Raw genomic sequence first — 18,098 nt, forward strand, 5'->3', positions numbered from 1 at the left:
ATAACCACTATTGCTCGCGCATCCGGCGGACGGCGAAGAACTCGGTGAGAACGCCGGCGCACTCGTCGGCCAGCACGCCCATGACGACCTCGGGCCGGTGGTTGAGACGGCGGTCCCGCATCACGTCCCAGAGCGAGCCGGCGGCCCCGCCCTTGGCGTCCGCGGCACCGTACACGACGCGGTCGACCCTGGCCAGCACCGCGGCCCCCGCGCACATCGTGCAGGGCTCCAGCGTGACCACCAGCGTGCAGCCGGTCAGCCGCCACTCCCCGCAGGCCCGCGCGGCCTCCCGCAGGGCGAGGACCTCGGCGTGCGCGGTGGGGTCGCGCAGGGACACCCGGTCGTTGCCGGCCTGCGCCAGCACCGCCCCGTCGGGGCCGAGGACGACCGCGCCGACCGGCACCTCGCCACGGGCGCCGGCGGCCGCGGCCTGCGCCAGGGCGAGCCGCATCTGCGGGACGTAGTCGGTCACCGCAGCCGATCGAGCTCCTCGGCGAAGGCGAGCCGCTCGGCGATCACCGAGAGCGTGTCCGCGGGGAGCACGCCCTCCTCCATGCTGAGCTCGATGAGCTCCTCGGGGCTCACGCCGAGGTCGCTCAGCAGCTCGAAGTCACCCGCGGGCCGTACGCCCAGGTCGGGGGTGTCCTTGTCCGGCGCGACCCCGGCCAGCTCGCTGAAGAGCTCTCCGAGCTCGTCGGAGATCCCGGCCTGGGCGTCCGAGAGGAACGTGCGGGGTTCCTGGTCGCCCTGGTAGCGGACGATCGCGAACCACTCGTCCTCCACCTCCACGCAGAGCAGGGCCAGCTCGTCACCGGTGAGCCCGAGGTGCTCCTGGACGGCGTCGCCCAGGTCGTCGGCTATCTCGGCGGCGCTGAGGTCGACCTCCGCGCCGTTCCATCCGTCCGCGGTGCGGACGAAGGCTGCCGAGAACACGCTGTTGCCGGATGGTCTGGAGGCCATGGCCGATCTCCCGAGGTCAGCCGAACACCGAGTCGATGGCGCGTTCGAACGGCTCGGAGAACCCCAGCCGCGCGGCGATGCTGGACAGCACGTCCTCGGGGAGCAGGTCGATGTCGCCGGACAGGATGCCGAGCTCCATCTCGTCGAGGCCCAGGTCGGCGAAGATCGACAGGTCTCCCGCGGGGAGCGCCGTCTCCTCGTCCTGGAGGATCGCCTCGAGCTCGTCCTCGTCGGGGACCGGCACGTCGAGGTATTCCAGCGCCTGCTGCGCGAGCGGGAAGTCCCAGGACGCGGCGATGTCGGAGAGGAAGACCTCCACCCGCTCACCGAACACCCGTAACGCCACGAAGAACTCATCCCCCACGGCGACCAGGCCAATCGTCCCGTTCATGCTCGGCTGCTGGCGCAGGGCGTGAATCAGGCCGTCGAGATCCGAGACGAGCGCCACCGGGAGCATCTCCGCTTCCCAGGTCTCGTCCTCGCGATAGACCACGATGGCAAAGTCCAGCGAGTCTTCGTCTGCCATGGTCATCCCCACCGATGCGTTCACTACGGATGTCAATGCTTTCAGAACCAGCCCATCACCGTACGCCTCTCCGACCAAATTGTGATCAAATCCGCGTGAGCGGGCGATGTCACGTACGTGTGGTCTGTTATCTCCTGAGCTGCCATCCGAGATACCGTTGGCGCCCATGGAGACCCTGGTCGTTGACCACCCGCTGGTGGCCCACAAGCTGACGGTGCTGCGGGACGTGAACACGGATTCGCCCACTTTCCGGCGTCTGGCCGACGAGTTGGTGACGCTGCTCGCCTACGAGGCGACCCGTCAGGTCCGCACCACCGAGGTGACGGTGGCGACCCCCGTCGCCGCCGCCAAGGGCGTACGGCTGGCCCAGCCGTACCCGCTGGTGGTCCCCATCCTCCGCGCCGGCCTGGGCATGCTGGACGGCATGACCCGGCTGCTGCCCACGGCCGAGGTCGGCTTCCTCGGGATGATCCGCAACGAGTCCACGCTGCTGGCGGAGACCTACGCCACCCGCCTGCCCGACGACCTGTCCGGCCGGCAGGTCTACGTGGTCGACCCGATGCTGGCCACCGGCGGGACCCTGGCCGCGGCGATCGAGTTCCTCTTCGAGCGCGGCGCCGACGACGTGACCGCGCTGTGCCTGCTGGCCGCTCCCGAGGGCATCGCCCACATGGACGAGGTCTTCGCCGGCAGCGACAGGCCGATCCGCCTGGTGACCGCGGCTCTGGACGAGCGGCTGAACGAGCACGGCTACATCGTTCCGGGTCTCGGCGACGCCGGTGACCGCCTTTACGGGGTCGTCTAAGTAATCTTCCTTCCCAAGGGAGAGTCGTTCCGCCACTTCTCCGTTACACAGTGTGCTTATGTGGGTACCGGTAGTGACGAAGACATCTCTTCTGTGTCCCCGGTCCACCGGGCCGTGGGCGCACACCAGGGAGAACCATGAGCGAGCGAGTCATCCCGGACGCGGAGCCGGACCCCTACGAGGACGTCAGCGCCGCGCTGCGGGATGAGTTTTCCGAAGTGCACCCGGCGACCACCGTGATCCGCTGCATCGCGGCGGCGCACTACGGCGCGCTGGAGGTCACCGGCCACGCCCATCCCGGGCTGGTCGAACGGATCGCCCGCAAACACCTGGAGGTCCTCGCGCTGGTCGCGAGTGAGCGCGGGTGACGCAGAACACATCAGCCGGAGCAGGGCTTTCGGGACGGGCCGAGACCGTAATGGCTGATGCGCTTTACCTCGCCTATGGCGTGGGTAATGTATACGGCGGGTGCAGTGGGCAGTGGTAGTAGGAGGCCGCAGTGCAGGTCAAGAAAGTTCTCACGTATGGCGGTGCCGCCTTCGTGGCGTTTTTCCTGTTCACCCGACCAGGTGACGCGGCGAACGCGGTGAGGGGTGCCATGGACACGGTATACACGGCGGCCAATTCCCTGGCCCAGTTCGTTTCCCATCTGTCATGAGGTTGGTGACCCACGGGGACTCCGCTCCCTCGTCGGTCAACCGCTACCTACTCCCCCACGAACACCAGGTCATCATGGTGCGGCGTCACCCGGCCGTACTACTCCGTCCGGTCGCCGAGGTCTTCGGCGGCCTGATCCTCGCCGGACTGCTCAGCAAGTGGTTCGGCGACCAAGGCGGTGGCGGCGCGCTCGTCATCGTCTGGTGGGCATGGCTGCTGTTACTGATCCGCTTCGTGTGGAAGGTGGCGGAGTGGTCGGTCGACTACTTCGTGGTCACCTCCAAGCGCATGCTTCTCACCACGGGTCTGATCACGCGCAAGGTCGCGATGATGCCGCTCGGCAAGGTGACGGACATGAGCTTCCAGCGCTCACTGCTCGGCCGGATGCTGGGCTACGGCGAGTTCGTCCTGGAATCGGCCGGTCAAGATCAGGCTTTGTCGACGGTCACCTATATCCCGTATCCGGAGACCCTCTACCTGGAGGTCTGCCAGATGCTGTTCCCCGGAGGCAACGACTCGGATGATTAGTCCCCCCATGTCCTTTATGGCATGGGGCTCGACAAGAGTCCACCTGAGGATTCTTCACGTGGGGTTACCCGATTCGACTGCTTCATGCAATCATGGCGGGAACATTGACCATCCCCCGCCCTGAGAGATCAGATGCCGAGTCAGGGAACCATCGGTGACCGCGTCCGCGGACTGCGGCTGAGTAGGCGCATGTCCCAGGCCCAGCTAGCCGGGCCTGACCTCTCCGACAGTTACGTCTCCCTCATCGAGTCGGGCAAGCGCACGCCGACTCCGGTGGTCGCGCGCCTTCTCGCCGAACGGCTGGGGTGCACCACCGAGTTCCTGCTGCACGGGATCGAACCGCGCCAGCGCATCGACACCGAGCTGGGGCTGCGCCACGCCGAGCTGGAGCTGCAGCACGGCGACCCGTCCGCCGCCGCCGAGCGGTTCGGCGAGATCGTCAAGGTCGTCGGCGAGGAGAACGCCATGCTGGCCGCGCACGCGCGGCTCGGCCGGGCCCGCGCCCTGGAGGCACAGGGCCGGATCGGCCCGGCGGTGGAGGCGTTCGAGCGGCTCCGCCGCGAGGCTGCCGCCCACCCCGAACGGCTGGCCGACCTGCCCCTGACCGTGGCGCTGAGCCGCTGCTACCAGCGTGCCGGCGACACCCTGCGCGCCCATGACCTGGCGGCCCAGGCCCTCACCCAGGTGAACCGGCTGGCCCTGACGCAGGGCGAGATCGCCGTCGATCTGGCCGCCTCCCTGATGGAGACCGAGGCCAGCCGCGGGCCGGACTCACCCGGCCTGTCCTACGTCCGGCACATCCTGTCGGTCAACGGCGTGTCGGCCGTGGTCAACCGCGTCGCCGAGATCCACTCCCTCTGGCAGGCGAGCATCGCCGCCGCCGAGGGCGAGGACTCCGCGCTGGCCGTCCGCCTGGCCGACGACGCGATCGCCACCGGCCGGCCGGCCCGGATGGCCTTCCGGCTGGCCCGCATCGCGATGGACTGGTCGCGCCTCACCGCCTCCGTCGGCGAGGAGCGGCTCGACGAGGCCCACGAGCTCGCGACCGCCGCGAGCGGGGTCTTCGGCGCCTTCTCCGACCGGGCGCACGACCACGCCAAGAGCCTGGTGGTGCTCGCCTACGTCCAGCTCCGGAGCGGCAACGTGGAGGGTGCGGCCGACCTGGCCGGGTCCGTCCTCGACACGCCGGGCGGGCAGAGCGGCGTCACGGCGGCCACCGCCCATCTGGTCCTCGCCCAGGTCGCGCTCACCCGCGGCGAGGGCGACGTCACGGCCATCCTGAACAGCGCCTGCGAGCTGCTCGACGGCCTGCGCTCCGGGACCGCCGGCCCCGACCGGGAGGTCGCGCGGGTCTGGCGCGAGCTCGGCGACCTCTACAGCCGGGTCGGTGCCGGCGAGGAGCAGGCGAGCGCATACCGTAGGGCGCTCGAAGCCGCCGGAGTCCGGAGTGCGATGGTTGGTGTGACGGTCGATTCGGCGCTGGTTCGGTAAAACCACTCACCCGCTGGGGCTCCGGATTTGTTTTTCCGCCTCCGGAATTATTATGGTCGACCAGTCATTGACTCATAGGATGATTGGTTTCCCCGGAGGAGGCGGACTGTGAGTCTGCGTACGGCGCAGCGTGCGTCTCTCGTCGACCAGGTGATCGATCAGCTCAAGGAGCAGATCACTTCGAACTCCTGGCAGATGCACGCGAAGATTCCCACCGAGACCGTGCTCGCCGAACAGCTCGGGGTCGGTCGCAACACCGTGCGCGAGGCGGTGCGGGCGCTCACCCATGCCGGGCTGCTGGAGTGCCGCCAGGGCGATGGCACCTACGTCCGCGCCACCAGCGAGCTGTCCGGGGCCATGCTGCGGCGGCTGCGCACCGCCGAGCAGCTGGAGATCCTGGAAGTACGGCGCGCGCTGGAGGTCGAGGCCGCCCGGCTGGCCGCGACGAGGCGCAGCGACGCCGACATCGTCCGCATCGAGGCCGCCCTGGCCGAACGGGAGCGTGCCTGGGAGCTCGGCGAGCCCAACGCGTTCGTCGAGGCCGACCTCGCCTTCCACATCGCCGTCGTCCAGGCCACCCACAACCTGGTCCTGATCGACCTCTACGAGGACTTCTCGGCCGCCCTGCGGGCGAGCATCACCGCCGCGGGCACCTCGCTCAACAGCACCTACATCCCGCACGAGGCCATCGCCCGCGCCATCGCGGCCGGCGACGCGGCCGCCGCCGAGCGCGCCGGCCACGCGTGCATGGAGCACATCCTGATCGCCCTGACCGAGGCGCAGGAGCTCTCCTCCTGACTTCTCCCACCTCCTCACCGGTCCCGCCCCGACGTTGAAAGGGCCCCACCCCGCCGGGGGTGGGGCCCTTTCAGGTCGTCTGAGGTCGTCGCGCCGGACGGGAGCGGGCCAGCCGGGCGGGGAAGCCGGTCAGACGCCGCCCTGAGGCCCTTCAGGCGCTACCTGAGGTCTCTCGGATGGCCGGGAGAGGGCGGCGCCGGGTGAGGGCCGTCAGGGCAGGCGCAGGGACATCACGAGATAGCGGAAGTCGGGGTCGGCGTCGCCGGGGACCTCGGTGATGAGGGCCGGCCGGCTCGGGGACTGCAGGTTGAGCCGGACGTATTCGGTCTCGACCCCGGCCAGACCGTCCAGCAGGAACTGGGACTGGAAGGCGATCTGGATGCCCTCACCGGACAGCTCGGCGTCCAGGACCTCGGCGCCGCGGCCGATGTCGCCCCCGCCCGCCTGGATGAGCACCTGGCCCTGACCGAACGACAGCCGGATCGCGGTGTTGCGCTCGGCGACCAGCGCGACGCGCTTGATCGCGCTGATGAACGGGGCCACCCGGACGTCGGCCCGGATCGGCCAGTCGTCGGTCAGCCGCGCGCGGTAGTCGATGAACTGCTCGTCGAGCAGGCGGACCGTGGTGCTCCGGCCGACGCTCTCGAACCCCGCGACCCCGTCGCCCAGCGCCATCGACACCTCGCCGCCGCGCAGTGACTTGGCCACCTCGACCAGCACCCGGGCGGGCACCATGGCCGCGGCCGTGCCGCCGGGCCGCTCGGGACGCCAGCCGAACTCCCTGGCCGCGATCCGGTAGCGGTCGGTGGCGGCCATGGCCACGGTCTCGCCGGAGATGTCGACCCGGATGCCCGTCAGCATGGGGAGCGTCTCGTCGCGGCTGGCCGCGGGGGCCACCTGGCCGACCGCGCTCGCGAAGACCCCGCCGCCGATCGCGCCGATCTTCGGCGGCATGGCCGGCAGGGTCGGGAAGTCTTCCACCGGCATGGTGAGCAGGCCGAACTCGGCGCTGCCGCAGGTCAGCACCGCCTCGGAACCGCTGATGGCGATCTCCACCGGCTCGGCGGGCAGGCTCCGGGTGATCTCCGCGAGGATCCGGCCGGGGATCAGCACCCGGCCCGGCTCCGCCACGTCGGCCTCGATCGAGGCCCGGGCGGAGACGTCGTAGTCGAAGGCCGACAGCACGAGGTCGTCGTCGGCCTCCAGCAGCAGCCCGGAGAGCACGGGAAGAGCCGGACGGTTCGGCAGCGCCCGGGCGACCCAGGCCACCGCGTCGGCCAGGACATCACGGTCAACCTGGATCTTCACCTGATCATCCCTCCGTCCTGAACGGCACCGCCATCCGCGGTGGCCGTACGTCAACAGAACCGTAGCCGGTGGGACCGACAAGAACCTCCCAGCCACCGCATATCTCCTCCATGCGGACGGGAGCGGCCGGCCGTACAGGGGAGGGGCCCGGACCGCCCGGGAGGCACGGGCCGAGGCGCTGACCAATATGGTCGTACATGCGAGGCTCCCCGGCACGGGTCGGGCTTCGAGGAGAAACTCCGGGAAGGCTCAGGAATCCTCCGAAGGCTCCGTAGAAGGGGAGGGCTGGCTGATGAGCATCCGTGTGGTGGTGGCCGACGACCAGGAGCTGGTCAGGGGCGGGTTCTCCATGATCTTGGACGCCCAGCCGGACATCGCCGTCGTGGCCGAGGCGGGCGACGGGGCCGAGGCGGTCGCCGCGGTCCGCGAGCACCGGCCCGACCTGCTGCTGCTCGACATCAGGATGCCCAGGATGGACGGCATCGCGGCCGCCCGGGTGGTCTGCGAGGAGACCTCCACCAAGGTGCTCATGCTGACCACGTTCGACCAGGACGACTACGTCTACGACGCGCTGCACGCCGGGGCCAGCGGGTTCCTGCTGAAGGACGTGCGCCGCGACGACCTGGTCCACGCGGTCCGGGTGGTGGCCGCCGGCGAGTCGCTGCTCGCGCCGTCGGTGACCCGGCGGCTGATCGACGACATGGTCCGCAAGCAGGCCAGACCCTCAGCCCCGGTGGCCGGGCTCGACGTGCTGACCGCCAGGGAACGCGAGACCCTCGGACTCCTCGGCCGCGGCCTGTCCAACGCCGAGATCGCGGCCACGATGGTGGTCAGTGAGCACACGGTCAAGACTCACGTGAGCAACGTGCTGACCAAGCTCGGACTGCGCGACCGGGTCCAGGCGGTCATCACGGCCTACGAGACCGGGCTGGTCGGGCGCGGCTGACGCCCTCCCGCGCGGGGACGGCGGGGCCGCCTGCCGTGCCCGGCCCGTCAGAACCCGTCCAGCCACGCCCGGCCCGTCAGAACCCGTCCAGCCACTCCGCGACGACCGCCACGAACAGCTCCGGGTTCTCGAACGGCAGGGCGTGGCCGCCCTCGACCTCGCGGTAGCCGGCGCCGTAGACGCGGTCGGCCAGCTCCCGCTGGTGGCGCGGGGGCACGATCAGGTCGTGGGCGCCGGCGAGGAACATGGCCGGGGCCTTGATCCGCTGGAGCATCGGGGAGATGTCCACCCTGCCGTCCAGCTCGATCTGCCGCAGGATCCGCCCGTCGAGCAGGGCGGTGAACCCGGCCGCGGCGTCCTCGAAGTCACCGCTCCCGCGGGCCGCGAGCGTGGCCGGGCCCATCGCGGTGAGCTGGAGCAGCCGGGCGAGCAGTTCCTTGTCGGCGCGGAGCAGCCGGGCCCAGTAGTCGAACTGGAAGATCTCCCGGGGGCCGCTGGTGACCCATCCCGCGTGGGCGAACAGCGACAGCACCTCATCGGTACGGCGGGCGGCCACGGCGGTGGCGACGACCGCGCCGAGGGAGTGGCCGACGATGTGGTACTCCGCCAGCCCGGCGTCCGCCGCGGCCGCGGCCACCTGGTCGGCGAGCCCCTCCACGGTCAGCGGCTCCCCCTGGTCGACGGTCTCTCCGGCGCCGGGCAGGTTGACCGCCACCACGGTGAAACGGTGCCCGACGGCTTCGACGAGCGGCGCCCAGTTGCTGTCGGCGTCGGCGCCGGTGCCGTGGACGAGCACCAGGCCGGGGCCCGAACCGCTGACGCGGTAGTCGACGGATGTGGTGCCCACGGTCACGAGAGGCATGGGGTCTCCTTGGGTTGAGGCGGTTGGCCGGGGGGCGGACGGGGCCGGCGGTTCGAACGGATCGGTGACTCAGGGACAGACACGGCGCGGTTCGAACGGGTCCGGTGGCTCAGGGACGGGCGCGGCGGTTCAGGGAGAGGAAGACGGCCGCGGAGACGGCGGTGAAGACGGCGATCGCGAGGAGGGTCAGGCGCAGGGAGTCGGTGTAGACGCCGGCGGCGAGCGGCGGGGTCCCGGCCAGGTCTCCGGCGACCACGCGGTTGGCGAGGTCGCGGTCGCCGTCCAGACCTGACCGGGTCAGGCTGACCAGCAGGGCTCCGGTGACGCTGACCGCCACCGCCTCACCGGCCAGGCGCATGGTGTTGAACACCCCGGAGGCCATCCCGGCCCGCTCGGGCGGCGCGGCGCTGACCGCCGCGTTGTCGATCAGGCCGAAGGCCAGTCCGACGCCCAGGCCGAGGACGGTCAGCGGGCCGGCGACCTGGGTCCAGCCCCCGGCGGGGGTCAGCGTCACCAGCCACAGGTCTCCCGCGGCGATCAGGACCAGGGCGGCGGTCAGCAGGGCGCGCAGCGAGAACCTCCGGAGGAGGGCCCCGGCCGCCGGCGGCACCAGCAGCACCGGCAGACCCAGCGGGACCATGCTGAGCCCGGCGTCGAGCGGACCCGCTCCGCCGACCGAGCGGAAGTAGAGCGGCAGGTAGGTGCCGGGGGCGACGAACCCGAAGCCCATCGCGAACACCATCCAGATGACCGCGAGGAAGCGGCGGTCGCGCAGCAGGCCCAGGTCGAGCATCGGGCGGACGCTCCGCGTCTCGATCCCGACGAAGGCCAGCAGCAGCCCGGCCGCCCCGGCGAACATCGCCAGGACGCCCCCGTGCGCCCAGCCGAGCTGCGGCCCCTCGACGGTGGCGAGGGTGAACAGGGCGAGCGCGCCGGTGAAGGTCAGTGCCCCGGCCCGGTCGAAGCGCGTGGCGCCGGGGTCGCGGGACTCCCTCATGTGCGGCACGCCGAGGGCGACCGCGGCCACCGCGACCACGACGTTGGACAGGAACACCGCCCGCCAGCCGCCCAGCGCGAGCAGCCCTCCGCCGATGACGGGACCGAGCGCGATGCCCGCGCCGAAGGCCGTGCCGAGGACGCCGAACGCCCGCGCCCGGGCCCCGCCCTCGAAGGCACCGGCCAGGACCGCGCTGCCCGCGGTCAGCACGCCGGTCGCCGCGGCGCCCTGCACGGCCCTGGCCAGGTCCATCACCAGGATCGTCGGCGCGAGGGCGCAGACCAGCGAGGCGAGCGCGAACAGCAGCGTGCCGAGCGCGAAGACCCGCCTGCGGCCGAACCGGTCGGCCAGTGCCCCGGCGGGAAGCATGCACGCGGCGAACGCGACGTTGTATCCGTGCAGGACCCACTGCTGACCGACCAGTCCGGCCCCCAGCTCCCGCCCGAGGGCGGACAGGGCGAGGGCCGGGGCCATCACGGAGATCGGCAACATCGTGCCCGCCACGGCCACGGTGGCCAGGGTGATCCCCGGCCGGTGCCCGGCCTGTCGGGAAAGCGCCACGGCTATCGCCTCTCAGAGTTCAGCTTCTAAGACGAGAGCTGACGATAGACAGAACTCTGATAACTAGTCAAACACTGTCGTTGGGTAGGATCCTGTGCATGGGAATGCCTCCGGACGAGCGACTGGGAAGCCACGTCAAGCGGGTGGAGCAGGAGCTGATGGCGCTCAAGCACATGGTGCTCAAGCCGTCCGGCCTGACCGTGCCGCAGTACCAGGCGCTCTACTTCCTGGGGGAGAGCCCCGGCATGTCGGCCGCCGCGCTGGCCCGCGCGTGCCTGGTCACCCCGCAGACGATGGCCACGACCCTGGGCAACCTGGAGAACAAGGGGCTCATCGAGCGGACCGCGCACCCGTGGCACCGCAACGTGCTGGAGACCCGCCTGACCGAGAGGGGACGGGCCGCCCTGGAGGAGGCCGACGCGTCCGCGTCGGCTGTCGAGCGTCTGCTCTCCGAGACGTTCACCGCCGGGGAGCGCGAGCAGCTGATCGCACTGCTCGGCCGCTTCTCCGAAAGCCTGCACGCCCAGGCGCGCGAGATCCCCGGCGGCTGCAAGGCCATGGCCCCGTTCGGACGCGACTAGGGCGGTGACCGGGGCCGTCCACCGGGGCGGAGCGGCTACGGCTGGGAGCGGGCGGCGTTGAGGTAGGTCAGGACGGCCAGCACCCGGCGGTTGTCGTCGTCGGAGGGGGCGAGGCCGAGCTTGCCGAAGATGCTGGCCGTGTGCTTGCCGACCGCGCTCTCGCTGAGGAACAGGCGCTGGGAGATGGCGGCGTTGGAACGGCCCTCGGCCATCAGCTCCAGCACCTCGCGCTCGCGCGGGGTCAGCGCGCCGAGCGGCCCGTGCCGGGCGGTGCTGACCAGAAGCTTGGCGATCACCTCGGGGTCCATCGCGGTGCCCCCGGCGGCGACGCGGCGGACCGCGTCGACGAACTGCTCGGCGTTGAACACCCGGTCCTTCAGGAGGTAGCCGACCGCCCCGGAGCCGTCGGCCAGCAGCTCGCGGGCGTAGAGCTGCTCGACGTGCTGGGAGAGCACCAGCACCGGCAGGCCGGGGACGGCCCGGCGGGCCGCCAGCGCCGCCTGGAGTCCCTCGTCGGTGAAGGTGGGCGGCAGCCGTACGTCGACCACGGCGACGTCGGGCCGCTCGCCGGTCAGCGCGCTCAGCAGCTCGGGCCCGGACTCGACCGCCGCGACGACCTCGAAACCGTGGGCCTGGAGCAGGTGGACCAGGCCGTCTCTGAGCAGGTAGAGGTCCTCGGCGATGACGACTCGGGGGCTCACTTGCTCAACCATAGACGGGTCGTCATCACCTCTGCCATCCACTGCCTGCGCGAGTGCGCGATGGGGATCGTCAGTGCCATGCCGTACAGGGCCAGGCCCAGCAGGATGTTGAGGACGATGGCCGGCCACTGCCACGGCTCGGGCAGGTAGAGGGCGTAGAACCAGCTGAACTCCTCCTCGCCGGCGAGCTTGACGGCCATCGCGACCAGTCCCTGCGGGAACAGGGGGAGCCAGCCCAGCCCCCAGCCGAGCGCGACGAGGACGGCCTTGCGCCGGGGCAGCGAGGGCTTGTCCGGCGGGGCGTCCCAGCCGGAGGCGTTCGGCAGGTCGAGGGTGGCCGTGGTCGGGCCGCCGGCCGGGCTGCTGAGCGCGAGCACCCCGTCGAAGGCCGCCAGCCGCCGCTCGATGCCGCGCAGGCCGCTGCCCCGGGAGGGGTCGGCGCCGCCCGAGCCGTCGTCGGTGACGGTGACGCGCAGCGCCCTGCCCCGGTCGCTGATGTCGATCCACACGCGGTCCGCGCCTCCGTGCCGGGCCGCGTTGGCGAGCAGTTCGCTGATCGAGAAGTAGGCCGCCGACTCGACGGGTGACTCGGGCCGGTTCTTCATCGCGACGGTGACCGTGACCTGCAGCGGGCTGTCCAGCGCCAGGGCGCGTACGGCGTCGCCGAGGCCGCGCTCGGCGAGGACCGGCGGGTGGATGCCCCGGACCAGGTCGCGCAGCTCGGTGAGCGCCACGGACGAGGCCTCGCGCACCTTGGCCAGCAGTGCCTTGGCCGCGGCCGGGTCCTTGTCCATCAGCTCCTCGACCGCGCCGAGCGTCATGCCCATGGCGACGAGCCTGGCCTGGGCCCCGTCGTGCAGGTCGCGCTCGATCCGCCGCAGCTCGGCCGCCTGGGAGTCGGCCGCCTCCAGCCTGACCTGGTCGAGCCGCTGGACCCGGCCGGCCAGCATGGACTTGGCGGTGGGCGACAGCAGCAGCCGGGTCCACCACGTGTAGCAGCGCAGCAGCCAGGGCGTCGCGGCCACCCCGGCCACGGCGACGGCCGCTCCCAGAGGCGCGGCCGCCGGGGTCCAGTACCACGGCATGGCCAGGCCGTACCCGACCGCGGCCAGGGGCAGCAGCAGGGCCCCGCCGGCGAGCGGGTTCAGCGACAGCCAGAGCCCGTCCCGCCAGGTGGCCGGGTCGGTGAACATCCACTTCCAGCGGTTGTTCCACTCGGGCCAGCGCGGCGTCTTGTAGAGCTGGCGCTCATAGCGGTACCAGCCGTCGGGCTGGCGCCGGGGCGGGGGCGGGGGCGGGAGGTAGGACGGCGCTATCTCGGCGTCCAGCCATCGGCCGGCCAGCCTCCTGGCGAGCATCGTGCGGCGCCTGACCAGCCTGACCACGGGAGTGAAGACGAAGATCAGCCCCAGCGCGGTCATGGCCGCGGTGACCAGGGCCAGCCCGAACAGGACGACGTCCATCAGGGCCAGCGCCCCGAGAGCCAGGGCCCGGCCGATCGCCACCACGTGTCGCCTCATGCCCGAAAGTCTCGACCATCGGGCCGGTCGTGCCCAGTGGCGCTGGACGCCGTCCGGGGGTGGAGATGGCTACACCCCCGCTGGGTGCCCAGACGGATTCTGTACGGCCCGCGGACTTCCTAGCGTCGTCGGCATGAAGGTCATCGAGGTGAGCAACCTCCGTAAGCGATACCGCGACCAGCTCGCGGTGGACGACGTGTCGTTCACCGTCGAGGAGGGCGAGATCTTCGGCGTTCTCGGCCCCAACGGCGCCGGCAAGACGACGACCGTCGAGTGCGTCGCCGGCCTGCGCACCCCCGACTCCGGCACCGTGCGGGTGCTCGGCGGCCTGGCCGGCGCGGAGCTCAAGGAGCGGCTCGGCGTCCAGCTGCAGAGCTCCGCGTTGCCTGCGAAGATCAAGGTCTGGGAGGCGCTCGACCTCTACGCCTCCTTCTACCGGGCGCCCGCCGACTGGGGCGCGCTGCTGGAGCGGGTCGGGCTCGGCGACAAGCAGGACACCCCCTACGGCAAGCTCTCCGGCGGCCAGCAGCAGCGGCTGTCCATCGCGCTCGCGCTGGTCGGCGCCCCTCGGGTGGCGATCCTGGACGAGCTGACCACCGGTCTCGACCCGCAGGCCCGCCGCGACACCTGGGAGCTCATCGAGCAGGTCCGCGCCGACGGGGTGACGATCGTGCTGGTCACCCATTTCATGGAGGAGGCCGAGCGGCTCTGCGACCGGCTGGCGGTGATCGACGCCGGCCGGGTGGTCGCCATCGACAGCCCCTCCGGCCTGGTCTCCCGGGCCGGTGCCCGCCAGCGCCTCAGGTTCCGGCCCACCGGGGCCTTCGACGGCGCGGTGCTCGACGCCCTGCCCGAGGTGACCGAGGTGAGCCGCGAGGGCGGCCGGATCGAGGTCACCGGCACCGGCGACCTGCTCGTCGCGGTCACCACCGCCCTGGCCTCGGCCGGCGTCGTCCCCGCCGACCTGCGGGTCGAGCAGGCCACCCTCGACGACGCCTTCCTCGCCCTCACCGGAAAGAAGATCTCCGAATGAACAAGATGATCCTGACCGAGGCGAAGCTCTTCCTGCGGGAGCCGGGCGGCCCGATCATGGCTGTCCTGCTCCCCCTGGCGCTCCTGCTGGGGCTGGGCAGCATCCCCGGCTTCCAGGAGGCGAGCCCGGAGCTGGGCGGGCAGCGGGTGATCGACACCCAGCTCCCCGGCATGATGGTGATCCTGTCCGTGGTGACGATGGCGCTGACCGCGCTGCCCAGCGTCCTGGTGACCTACCGGGACAACGGCGTGCTGCGCCGGATGTCGACCACCCCGGTCAGCCCGGTCCGGTTGCTGGTGGCCCAGGTGGTGAACAACCTCGCGGTGGCGGCCGTCGCGACCGCCCTGATGATCGTCCTGGGCAACCTGGTCCTCGGCGTGGCCGCGCCCAGGAGCCCCCTGGCGTTCGCGGGCGTGTTCCTGCTCGGCACCGCCTCGATGCTGGGGCTCGGCCTGCTGATCGCCGCCATGGCGCCCAACGCCAAGATCGCCCCCGGGATCGGCTCGCTGCTGATGTTCCCCCTGCTGTTCATGGCGGGCATGTGGGTCCCCCGGGAGCTCCTGCCGGACCTGGTGCGGCGGATCGGCGACTTCCTGCCGATGGCGCCGTTCGCCCAGGCGCTGCGCGACACGTGGGCGGGCCACGCGCCCCAGCCGCTGCACCTGGTGGTGATGGCGGCGACCGTGCTCGTCACCGGCGTGCTGGCCGCACGGCTGTTCCGGTGGGAGTAGTCCCCCGGCCCGGGGCGCCCGACGCCGAGGCAGGCGGCGCACCCCTTACTTGACCGATCGTTCCATTTTGGTCTACGGTCCCCCCATGGCGAGAACGAAGGAGTTCGATCCGGACACCGCGCTCCAGGCGGCGCTGGAGCTGTTCTGGGAGCGCGGCTACGAGGCGACCTCCATGGCCGACCTGGTGGGGCACCTGGGGATCGGCCGGGCGAGCCTGTACGCCACCTTCGGCGGCAAGCACGATCTCTACCTGAAGGCCCTGCGGCGTTACCTGGAGACCAGGGAACCCTCGCCGGTGGAGATGCTGTCGCAGCCGGGGGCCGCCCTGCCGGCCGTACGCCGCCTGGTGGAGTTCTACGCCGAGGACTCCATCCGTGACCGGCGGCGGCGCGGCTGCATGATCGCGAACGCGGCCGGGGAACTGCTCCCCGGCGACGACGCGGTCGCCAGGTTCGTCGACGCCAACTGGACCGCGCTGGAGACCGCGCTGGCCTCGGCGCTCATCCGGGCACAGGCGCAGGGGGAGCTGGCCGCCGACCGCGACCCGCGGGCGCTGGCCCGGTTCCTGCTGGTCTTCCTGCAGGGGCTGCGGCTGACGGCCAAGGGGATGCCGGACCCCGCACGCCTGCGTGACGCCGCCACCCAGGCGCTCACGGTTCTGGACTGATCGATCAATTATTTTTGGAGCAGTCATGAAATTTCAGGACAAAGTGGTTCTGGTGACCGGGGGCGGGGCGGGCATCGGCCGGGCCGTCGCACGGGGATTCGCCCGCGAGGGCGCCCAGGTCGTGGTCGCCGCGCGGGGGCACGAGGCGCTCGGCCAGACCGTGAAGCTGATCGAGGCCGAGGACGGCCGGGCCGCCGCCCTGACCGTGGACATCTCCGACTCCGCCTCGGTCGCCGGGCTGGTGGAGCAGATCGTGGAGCGGTACGGCAGGCTGGACATCGCGATCAACAACGCCGGGGTGCTCGCCACGGGCGAGGTGGCCGACCAGGCCTGGGAGGACTTCGCCCGGGTGGTCGACATCAACCTGACCGGGACCTTCCTGTCGATGAAGCACGAGATCCCGGCGATGCTGGCCGGCGGCGGCGGGGTCATCGTCAACTTCAGCTCACAGATGGGGGCGCACAAGCGCATCCCCGGGTTCGGCGCCTACGCCGCCTCAAAGGCGGGGGTGACGGCACTGACGCGCACCGCGGCGCTGGAATACATCGGCCGGGGCATCCGGATCAACACGGTCAGCCCCGGCCCGCACGACACCGCGATGTCCATGCGCCCGGGCGAGACGGAGGCCGACCGGGCGGCCCGCGTCAAGCAGCAGCTCCCGATCGGCCGGGTCGGCTCCCTCGACGAGATCACCGGCACCGTCCTCTGGCTCGCCTCCGAGGACGCGGGCTTCGTCGTCGGGAGCGACATCGTGGTCGACGGCGGTTCCACGGCCTGACCCGCATGCCCACCACGGCCCCGTCCGGTCCGCGGGCCGTGACCGGGGACCGGGCGGCGCCGTCCCGGCGGCACGGCACGGCCCCCGGCGGCACGTCATGACCGGTGACCGAACTGTGCGGCCGGGCCGGCCATGGCGGTGACGGCGCCGCCCGGCCGGGCGGCCTACGAGGGCCGGGTGGCGCCGTTCACGGTGAGCAGGATGGTGTAGACCGAGGACGTGGCCGTGATGAACAGCTGGTTGCGCTTCAGGCCGCCGAAGCAGAGGTTGGACACCGCCTCGGGAATGTGAATCTTGCCGATCAGCGTGCCGTCGGGGTCGAAGCAGTGCACGCCGTCCCCGGCCGCGGCCCAGATCCGCCCGGCGGTGTCCACGCGGATGCCGTCGAAGACGCCCGCGGCGCACTTGGCGAGCACCTCACCGCCCGAGAGCGTGCCGTCCCCGTTCACGGCGAACGAGCGGATGTGGTTGACCCTGGTGTCGACCACGTAGAGCGTGGACTCGTCGGTGGAGAAGGCCAGGCCGTTGGGGCGGACGAAGTCGCCGGCCACCATCCGGACCTCCCCGGTGGCCGGGTCCACGCGGTAGACGTGGCAGGCTCCGATCTCGCTCTCCGCGCGGTGGCCCTCGTAGTCGGTGTCGATGCCGTAGGACGGGTCGGTGAACCAGATCGTTCCGTCCGACTTCACCACCACGTCGTTGGGGCTGTTGAGGCGCCTGCCCTCCCAACGGTCGGCGATCACCGTGATGGAGCCGTCGTGCTCGGTCCTGGTGACCCGGCGGTTGCCCTGCTCGCAGGAGACCAGCCGGCCCTCGCGGTCGACGGTGTGGCCGTTGGTGTAGCCGGCGGGCTGCCGGAACGGGCCGACCGCGCCGGTCATCTCGTCCCAGCGGAGCATCCGGTCGTTGGGGATGTCGCTCCAGAGCAGGTAACGGCCCGCCGGGAAGTAGACCGGGCCTTCGGCCCACCGGCAGCCCGTGTGGAGCCGCTCGATGCGGTCGTCGCCGCGGCATGCCTTGAACCGGTCGTCCAGCGTCTCGAAGCGCGCCTCGATCGTCTCCATCGTCCCCATCCTTAGATCTCGTTCTGTGCATACTTAAGAACACAGGATGGCATTCGGTCAACTTCTTTCATTGCCGACTTACGTTCGGCAGTACGATGCTCACCGTGGACAACATCGACCGTGAACTCCTCGCCCTGCTCCAGGCCGACGCCACCCAGTCGTACGCCGCGCTCGGCGAGGCCGTGGGCCTGTCCAGCGGCGCCACTCACGAGCGCGTGCGCAAGCTCCGCCTGCGTGGTGTGATCAGACGGACCTCGGTGGACGTCGACCCGGCGGCGGTCGGCAAGGGCGTGGCGGCCTTCGTGATGATCGACGCCAACGCGTGGATGGGCGGCGAGGAGACCGCCGCCGCGCTCGCCGCGCTGCCCTGGATCGAGGAGGCCCACATCGTCGCCGGGGCCGCCTCCCTGCTGGTCAAGGTGCGCACCTCCAGCCCCGAGGACCTGCAGGCCGTGCTCAGGCGCCTGCACGACGTCCCCGGCGTCACGAGCACCCGGACCGTGGTCGTGCTGGAGACGTTCTTCGAGCGCCCCCTCGACCCCCGGGGTGACAGCCCGCGCGGCCAGGAGCGGCCCTCCTAGACC

The 18,098-nt window shown here is 71.4% G+C and carries 22 protein-coding genes; 13 read left to right on the forward strand and 9 right to left on the reverse strand.

Going from position 1 to position 18,098, the window contains the following annotated elements:
* Positions 1-7: 7 nt before the first annotated feature.
* The 3 genes from tadA to ACZ6R6_RS14605 are packed head-to-tail and all read right to left on the reverse strand — an operon-like array spanning position 8 to position 1,486.
* The gene (gene tadA, locus ACZ6R6_RS14595) at positions 8-451 is read right to left on the reverse strand and encodes a tRNA adenosine(34) deaminase TadA (RefSeq protein WP_470093658.1); all 444 of its coding nucleotides are present in this window, start codon (positions 449-451) and stop codon (positions 8-10) included.
* A 17-nt stretch (positions 452-468) separates the two neighbouring features.
* Positions 469-960: a tRNA adenosine deaminase-associated protein gene (locus tag ACZ6R6_RS14600; RefSeq protein ID WP_306861455.1), complete on the reverse strand. Its 492-nt coding sequence runs from the start codon at positions 958-960 to the stop codon at positions 469-471.
* Positions 961-976: 16 nt separating this feature from the next.
* A complete protein-coding gene (locus ACZ6R6_RS14605; RefSeq protein WP_370879677.1) occupies positions 977-1,486 on the reverse strand; it encodes a tRNA adenosine deaminase-associated protein in 510 nt (169 codons plus the stop codon).
* Between the two features lie 166 nt (positions 1,487-1,652).
* On the opposite strand from ACZ6R6_RS14605, the gene upp reads away from it, so the two are divergent.
* The 6 genes from upp (at position 1,653) to ACZ6R6_RS14635 (ending at position 5,765) form a co-directional block, all read left to right on the forward strand.
* Positions 1,653-2,291, forward strand: a complete 639-nt coding sequence (upp, locus tag ACZ6R6_RS14610) for a uracil phosphoribosyltransferase (RefSeq protein ID WP_470093453.1) — start codon at positions 1,653-1,655, stop codon at positions 2,289-2,291.
* 137 nt (positions 2,292-2,428) lie between these two features.
* A complete protein-coding gene (locus ACZ6R6_RS14615; protein WP_306861460.1) occupies positions 2,429-2,659 on the forward strand; it encodes a hypothetical protein in 231 nt (76 codons plus the stop codon).
* Positions 2,660-2,790: 131 nt separating this feature from the next.
* The gene (locus tag ACZ6R6_RS14620) at positions 2,791-2,949 is read left to right on the forward strand and encodes a hypothetical protein (RefSeq protein ID WP_012895668.1); all 159 of its coding nucleotides are present in this window, start codon (positions 2,791-2,793) and stop codon (positions 2,947-2,949) included.
* A complete protein-coding gene (locus ACZ6R6_RS14625; protein WP_012895669.1) occupies positions 2,946-3,476 on the forward strand; it encodes a PH domain-containing protein in 531 nt (176 codons plus the stop codon). Before ACZ6R6_RS14620 ends, ACZ6R6_RS14625 begins: the two co-directional genes overlap by 4 nt.
* A gap of 132 nt (positions 3,477-3,608) precedes the next feature.
* Entirely contained in the window at positions 3,609-4,967 is a 1,359-nt protein-coding gene (locus tag ACZ6R6_RS14630; RefSeq protein WP_470093456.1) for a helix-turn-helix domain-containing protein, read from the forward strand.
* 108 nt (positions 4,968-5,075) lie between these two features.
* Entirely contained in the window at positions 5,076-5,765 is a 690-nt protein-coding gene (locus ACZ6R6_RS14635) for a FadR/GntR family transcriptional regulator (RefSeq protein ID WP_306861469.1), read from the forward strand.
* 210 nt (positions 5,766-5,975) lie between these two features.
* On the opposite strand, the gene dnaN is transcribed toward ACZ6R6_RS14635, so the two are convergent.
* Positions 5,976-7,073, reverse strand: a complete 1,098-nt coding sequence (gene dnaN / locus ACZ6R6_RS14640) for a DNA polymerase III subunit beta (RefSeq protein ID WP_470093458.1) — start codon at positions 7,071-7,073, stop codon at positions 5,976-5,978.
* Between the two features lie 292 nt (positions 7,074-7,365).
* On the opposite strand from dnaN, the gene ACZ6R6_RS14645 reads away from it, so the two are divergent.
* Positions 7,366-8,019: a response regulator gene (locus ACZ6R6_RS14645; RefSeq protein ID WP_470093460.1), complete on the forward strand. Its 654-nt coding sequence runs from the start codon at positions 7,366-7,368 to the stop codon at positions 8,017-8,019.
* A gap of 76 nt (positions 8,020-8,095) precedes the next feature.
* Here ACZ6R6_RS14645 and ACZ6R6_RS14650 read toward each other — a convergent pair whose 3' ends face one another.
* Positions 8,096-8,881, reverse strand: a complete 786-nt coding sequence (locus ACZ6R6_RS14650) for an alpha/beta fold hydrolase (protein ID WP_470093462.1) — start codon at positions 8,879-8,881, stop codon at positions 8,096-8,098.
* A 109-nt stretch (positions 8,882-8,990) separates the two neighbouring features.
* The gene (locus ACZ6R6_RS14655; protein WP_470093464.1) at positions 8,991-10,439 is read right to left on the reverse strand and encodes an MFS transporter; all 1,449 of its coding nucleotides are present in this window, start codon (positions 10,437-10,439) and stop codon (positions 8,991-8,993) included.
* A 98-nt stretch (positions 10,440-10,537) separates the two neighbouring features.
* Between ACZ6R6_RS14655 and ACZ6R6_RS14660 the strand changes: the two genes are divergently transcribed.
* Positions 10,538-11,020, forward strand: a complete 483-nt coding sequence (locus ACZ6R6_RS14660; RefSeq protein ID WP_470093466.1) for a MarR family winged helix-turn-helix transcriptional regulator — start codon at positions 10,538-10,540, stop codon at positions 11,018-11,020.
* A 35-nt stretch (positions 11,021-11,055) separates the two neighbouring features.
* On the opposite strand, the gene ACZ6R6_RS14665 is transcribed toward ACZ6R6_RS14660, so the two are convergent.
* Both ACZ6R6_RS14665 and ACZ6R6_RS14670 read right to left on the reverse strand, forming a co-directional pair.
* On the reverse strand, positions 11,056-11,721 hold the full coding sequence (locus ACZ6R6_RS14665; protein WP_306861481.1) for a response regulator transcription factor: 666 nt from the start codon (positions 11,719-11,721) through the stop codon (positions 11,056-11,058).
* Positions 11,718-13,241 (reverse strand): sensor histidine kinase, encoded by a 1,524-nt coding sequence (locus tag ACZ6R6_RS14670; protein ID WP_470093468.1) that lies wholly within the window; start codon positions 13,239-13,241, stop codon positions 11,718-11,720. The genes ACZ6R6_RS14665 and ACZ6R6_RS14670 overlap by 4 nt, the downstream gene beginning before the upstream one ends.
* 133 nt (positions 13,242-13,374) lie before the next feature.
* Here ACZ6R6_RS14670 and ACZ6R6_RS14675 point away from each other — a divergent pair, with 133 nt between their 5' ends.
* The 4 genes from ACZ6R6_RS14675 to ACZ6R6_RS14690 all read left to right on the forward strand — a co-directional run bounded on the left by ACZ6R6_RS14675 (position 13,375) and on the right by ACZ6R6_RS14690 (position 16,450).
* Positions 13,375-14,274 carry an ABC transporter ATP-binding protein gene (locus tag ACZ6R6_RS14675; protein WP_470093470.1) on the forward strand — a complete coding sequence of 300 codons (900 nt, stop codon included), beginning with the start codon at positions 13,375-13,377 and terminating at the stop codon, positions 14,272-14,274.
* Entirely contained in the window at positions 14,271-15,005 is a 735-nt protein-coding gene (locus ACZ6R6_RS14680; protein WP_470093472.1) for an ABC transporter permease, read from the forward strand. The genes ACZ6R6_RS14675 and ACZ6R6_RS14680 overlap by 4 nt, the downstream gene beginning before the upstream one ends.
* Before the next feature lie 85 nt (positions 15,006-15,090).
* Positions 15,091-15,672: a TetR/AcrR family transcriptional regulator gene (locus tag ACZ6R6_RS14685; protein WP_470093474.1), complete on the forward strand. Its 582-nt coding sequence runs from the start codon at positions 15,091-15,093 to the stop codon at positions 15,670-15,672.
* Between the two features lie 25 nt (positions 15,673-15,697).
* Positions 15,698-16,450: an SDR family NAD(P)-dependent oxidoreductase gene (locus tag ACZ6R6_RS14690; protein ID WP_470093476.1), complete on the forward strand. Its 753-nt coding sequence runs from the start codon at positions 15,698-15,700 to the stop codon at positions 16,448-16,450.
* Positions 16,451-16,614: 164 nt separating this feature from the next.
* Here ACZ6R6_RS14690 and ACZ6R6_RS14695 read toward each other — a convergent pair whose 3' ends face one another.
* Positions 16,615-17,514, reverse strand: a complete 900-nt coding sequence (locus tag ACZ6R6_RS14695; RefSeq protein ID WP_470093478.1) for an SMP-30/gluconolactonase/LRE family protein — start codon at positions 17,512-17,514, stop codon at positions 16,615-16,617.
* Between the two features lie 104 nt (positions 17,515-17,618).
* Between ACZ6R6_RS14695 and ACZ6R6_RS14700 the strand changes: the two genes are divergently transcribed.
* Positions 17,619-18,095 (forward strand): Lrp/AsnC family transcriptional regulator, encoded by a 477-nt coding sequence (locus ACZ6R6_RS14700; protein ID WP_470093480.1) that lies wholly within the window; start codon positions 17,619-17,621, stop codon positions 18,093-18,095.
* Positions 18,096-18,098 lie beyond the last annotated feature (3 nt).

The organism is Streptosporangium sp. NPDC048886 (genome assembly GCF_055586905.1).

Excerpts from the sequence above, each read along its gene's own strand:
- tadA (WP_470093658.1), bottom strand. The coding sequence starts at position 451 with ATGCGGCTCGCCCTGGCGCAGGCCGCGGCCGCCGGCGCCCGTGGCGAG.
- ACZ6R6_RS14600 (WP_306861455.1), bottom strand. The coding sequence starts at position 960 with ATGGCCTCCAGACCATCCGGCAACAGCGTGTTCTCGGCAGCCTTCGTC.
- ACZ6R6_RS14605 (WP_370879677.1), bottom strand. The coding sequence starts at position 1,486 with ATGGCAGACGAAGACTCGCTGGACTTTGCCATCGTGGTCTATCGCGAG.
- upp (WP_470093453.1), top strand. The coding sequence starts at position 1,653 with ATGGAGACCCTGGTCGTTGACCACCCGCTGGTGGCCCACAAGCTGACG.
- ACZ6R6_RS14615 (WP_306861460.1), top strand. The coding sequence starts at position 2,429 with ATGAGCGAGCGAGTCATCCCGGACGCGGAGCCGGACCCCTACGAGGAC.
- ACZ6R6_RS14625 (WP_012895669.1), top strand. The coding sequence starts at position 2,946 with ATGAGGTTGGTGACCCACGGGGACTCCGCTCCCTCGTCGGTCAACCGC.
- ACZ6R6_RS14630 (WP_470093456.1), top strand. The coding sequence starts at position 3,609 with ATGCCGAGTCAGGGAACCATCGGTGACCGCGTCCGCGGACTGCGGCTG.
- ACZ6R6_RS14645 (WP_470093460.1), top strand. The coding sequence starts at position 7,366 with ATGAGCATCCGTGTGGTGGTGGCCGACGACCAGGAGCTGGTCAGGGGC.
- ACZ6R6_RS14650 (WP_470093462.1), bottom strand. The coding sequence starts at position 8,881 with ATGCCTCTCGTGACCGTGGGCACCACATCCGTCGACTACCGCGTCAGC.
- ACZ6R6_RS14660 (WP_470093466.1), top strand. The coding sequence starts at position 10,538 with ATGGGAATGCCTCCGGACGAGCGACTGGGAAGCCACGTCAAGCGGGTG.
- ACZ6R6_RS14670 (WP_470093468.1), bottom strand. The coding sequence starts at position 13,241 with ATGAGGCGACACGTGGTGGCGATCGGCCGGGCCCTGGCTCTCGGGGCG.
- ACZ6R6_RS14675 (WP_470093470.1), top strand. The coding sequence starts at position 13,375 with ATGAAGGTCATCGAGGTGAGCAACCTCCGTAAGCGATACCGCGACCAG.
- ACZ6R6_RS14680 (WP_470093472.1), top strand. The coding sequence starts at position 14,271 with ATGAACAAGATGATCCTGACCGAGGCGAAGCTCTTCCTGCGGGAGCCG.
- ACZ6R6_RS14685 (WP_470093474.1), top strand. The coding sequence starts at position 15,091 with ATGGCGAGAACGAAGGAGTTCGATCCGGACACCGCGCTCCAGGCGGCG.
- ACZ6R6_RS14690 (WP_470093476.1), top strand. The coding sequence starts at position 15,698 with ATGAAATTTCAGGACAAAGTGGTTCTGGTGACCGGGGGCGGGGCGGGC.
- ACZ6R6_RS14695 (WP_470093478.1), bottom strand. The coding sequence starts at position 17,514 with ATGGAGACGATCGAGGCGCGCTTCGAGACGCTGGACGACCGGTTCAAG.